The organism is Bradyrhizobium huanghuaihaiense (assembly GCF_007830635.1).
Classification (GTDB): Bacteria; Pseudomonadota; Alphaproteobacteria; order Rhizobiales; family Xanthobacteraceae; genus Bradyrhizobium; species Bradyrhizobium huanghuaihaiense.
Genome location: NZ_VLLA01000088.1, coordinates 1 through 2,789 on the forward strand (window position 1 = coordinate 1; position 2,789 = coordinate 2,789).

General features: G+C 59.6%; 3 protein-coding genes. 1 reads left to right on the top strand and 2 read right to left on the bottom strand.

Annotation, left to right across the window (positions count from 1 at the left end):
* Window positions 1-754 (bottom strand): hypothetical protein (locus IQ16_RS44840; protein ID WP_244636098.1); only part of this gene is annotated, 754 nt, incomplete at its 3' end.
* 322 nt (window positions 755-1,076) lie between these two features.
* Here IQ16_RS44840 and IQ16_RS44845 point away from each other — a divergent pair.
* On the top strand, window positions 1,077-1,799 hold the full coding sequence (locus IQ16_RS44845; RefSeq protein WP_231166593.1) for an EAL domain-containing protein: 723 nt from the start codon (window positions 1,077-1,079) through the stop codon (window positions 1,797-1,799).
* A 336-nt stretch (window positions 1,800-2,135) separates the two neighbouring features.
* On the opposite strand, the gene IQ16_RS44850 is transcribed toward IQ16_RS44845, so the two are convergent.
* Complete coding sequence (locus IQ16_RS44850) at window positions 2,136-2,327, bottom strand: hypothetical protein (RefSeq protein ID WP_014498042.1); 192 nt, start codon at window positions 2,325-2,327, stop codon at window positions 2,136-2,138.
* Window positions 2,328-2,789: the final 462 nt, after the last annotated feature.

Here is a 2,789-nt window from a genome sequence, read left to right on the forward strand (position 1 = left end):
AACCGCTTTGCTGGGCGATTTCCCGCCTGTTGCGTTGCGTAGCTTCGGCATTCACAACGAATTCGCCATTGGAAAGCATTGCGGGAATGCTGTCCGAGACGCTTGTCCCAGCGCCGGAGACGAAGCCGCCGGTGCTAAAGCTAGGTATCGACATAGAGCTGATCGCGGCGACCTTGGCCATACCGGCAGCGAGCACGCCCGCAGCCAACGCATCATTGAATGGCGGCACGGCCGATGCCAACGCCTTCGTGAAGGCGGTGTAAGTGTTGATCCTTGCCTCGACAATGCCGAACGCTTTAGCCGCCGTCGCCATAGCCATGCTGTGCTTGCCGAATTCCTGCGAGAGTTGTGCAAATTCGCCCGCCATGGAGGCGCCGGCGGTGTTCCACGTCGATTGGGCGTTCTCCGCTAGCCTTTGTTGCGCATCCAGGAATTGCTGCGCACTGATCGTATTGGCGTTGAATTGCGCTTGGATCTTAGGCTCCTGTAGGTAACTCTCAGAGGGAGTCAAGTTCGCTTGGATCGTCTGGAGCCCGGCCAGCGTCATGGCGTATTCCGAAGTCTTCTGCTTCAGCAGGTCGAGCTGCACCTGCTGCGCGGCGGTGATCGCGGTGTTGTTCGCCCGCGCGATCGACTCCGTTTGCAATTGCAGCTTCATCGCCTCCATTGCGCCGGGAAGCAGTCCATAGGTTGCCACCTCGGCCTTCATTCCCTCCGGCGACTTGCTTTGCGATGCAATGAACTGATCGACCACGTTTTTTCCGCCCATCACCGAAAAGTTGAAATCCTTCTGAGTCTTCGATGCCTTGTCCGTCGATGCAGCCGCGGCTTCCTGGGGACCGCGCTCACCGCAGTATCGACCGCGATGAAGGCGCTCGTCACCAGTGGGGTGATTGTTTCACGGCCGCCTTCGAGAAGGTGAAGGGCGGCATCGCTGGGATTGAGGAGACGGCAAGGCGCCGTGTTCAAAGTCGCTCGCCAAATACATCTCAACCGTCTCCGGTTGCGAGCCCTTCCACAAATTGTCGACGATTCTTGCGTCATTGATGCCGCTCGAGCCCGCACCGAGCCCGGCAGTGGATGTGCCCGAAGCGCTGAAAGCCAGCTCGCTCGAGCTGTGGTATCAGCAGAAACTTCATCTCCGGACATTGGTTCCGAGCGGCGCCGAGGCGCTGATCCGGATGCGCCATCCCGCATGGGGCGTCGTGCCGCCTGCCTACTTCATCCCCGACGAAAGCGATCCGCATTTTCATGCGCTGTCCGAGTTCGTGATCGCGCGCGCGATCGAGGACTGGCGCTATCTGCTCGGGCAGATCGGACCGGTCGATCTCTCGATCAACCTGCCGATCTCGTTTCTGGCCGACGATGCTGCGGTGCGCGAGCTTTGCTACCGGATTCCGGATCATGCGGCGTTCGCCGGCCTGCTGATCGAGATCGACAGCGCCGAGGTGATCGACAATCTCGACCTGGCGATCGATGTCGCCCGGCGCGTTCGCCTGCACAATATCCGCATCTCGATCGACAATGTCGGCGCGAAGTGGCCATCCTTGCTGGGATTGCCGGATCAGCGCCTCAAGCAGACGGTGTGCCGGCGTATCGTCGAGCTCGCACACGACTCCGGCGCGCAGGTTATTGCGCAGGGGGGCGAGACGCGCGCGGACTTTCTTGCCGCACATGAGATGGATTTCGATCAGGTCCAGGGTTACCTGTTCGGCAAGCCGATGGGCGTCAAGAAGTTCGCCCGCTCGCGCACGCACTTCTCGGAGAAAGAGCCGATCGTCCTGACGCATGGCGCCTAGTCAGGCGCGAGTGTCGCCATCGATCGCGCGCAGCGCTTCGCCGCGGGCGATCAGGCGCTTTGTGTGAATCGGCGGATGGAATGACCCTGCCCAGATTAATGATGTCAACGGCTTAACGTGCCGATCGGCGCCGGGCCCCGCGCCAACTCACATGCTGACGGCGGTCGTCTTCCCCTCGGCTTTGCTATGCACTTCAAACTCGAGAGATCGATTCGTTCAGGATAATGTCCTGAATAACGAGATAAGCCGTACGGCAGTTGCCGCACGGCTCTTCCGGAGTTCGTCATTCACTGCGCGGATCCGGTAGCGACGCGCTGAGCCGCCGTCTTGGCAGACTTATTGGACGCGCTCGTCGGCGACCTTCTTCTCAGAAGAGAGCTCGGTCGTAATTCTGCGCATTGCCACGGCCTGGGCCTGAACTTTTTGGCTAACACGCTCGAACTCAGCCATCTGGTTCTGGAAACCGGCATCCTGGGTCTGCTGGGTAGCAGGAGCGGCGCCGTTACCGCCAACACTATTAACCGCCATGTCTATTCACCTTTCTTTATGATAGTCGTTAGTTGTGGCCTGCTACGTCGGGCGGGCCGACGATACGAGGGGCAGGAATAGAAAGAAAGACGGTGCTCGCCCCCCAGACTTCTCAGGCTCAGTTCGGCGCTCTTGCCGAGACCAACGGTCTTGGGCTGTACGTTGTCCGTTTTGCCGGCGTTCTTGTTTTCGGCGGCCATCGCTTTCTCCTATGCTCGTCTTGTTACGTCTCAATAGACGTGCTCGCCTAGAGTTCAGCAGCCTCACGCTAGGCGCGCTACCTTTCGAGAAGCTGACGAGTCTCGGTCGGGGTGATTAGGTCGATCCTTTGCAGCAGCCCATCACCTGCCGGCAGCTGCAACCTCACCTAGGGTCTGTACCTAAATAGCGCCACGTGATTCTCTTGCCTACGTGTTGATTCGGGGGCGAGAGAATGCGCGCTGGTTTGTTTTGGCTGAACGA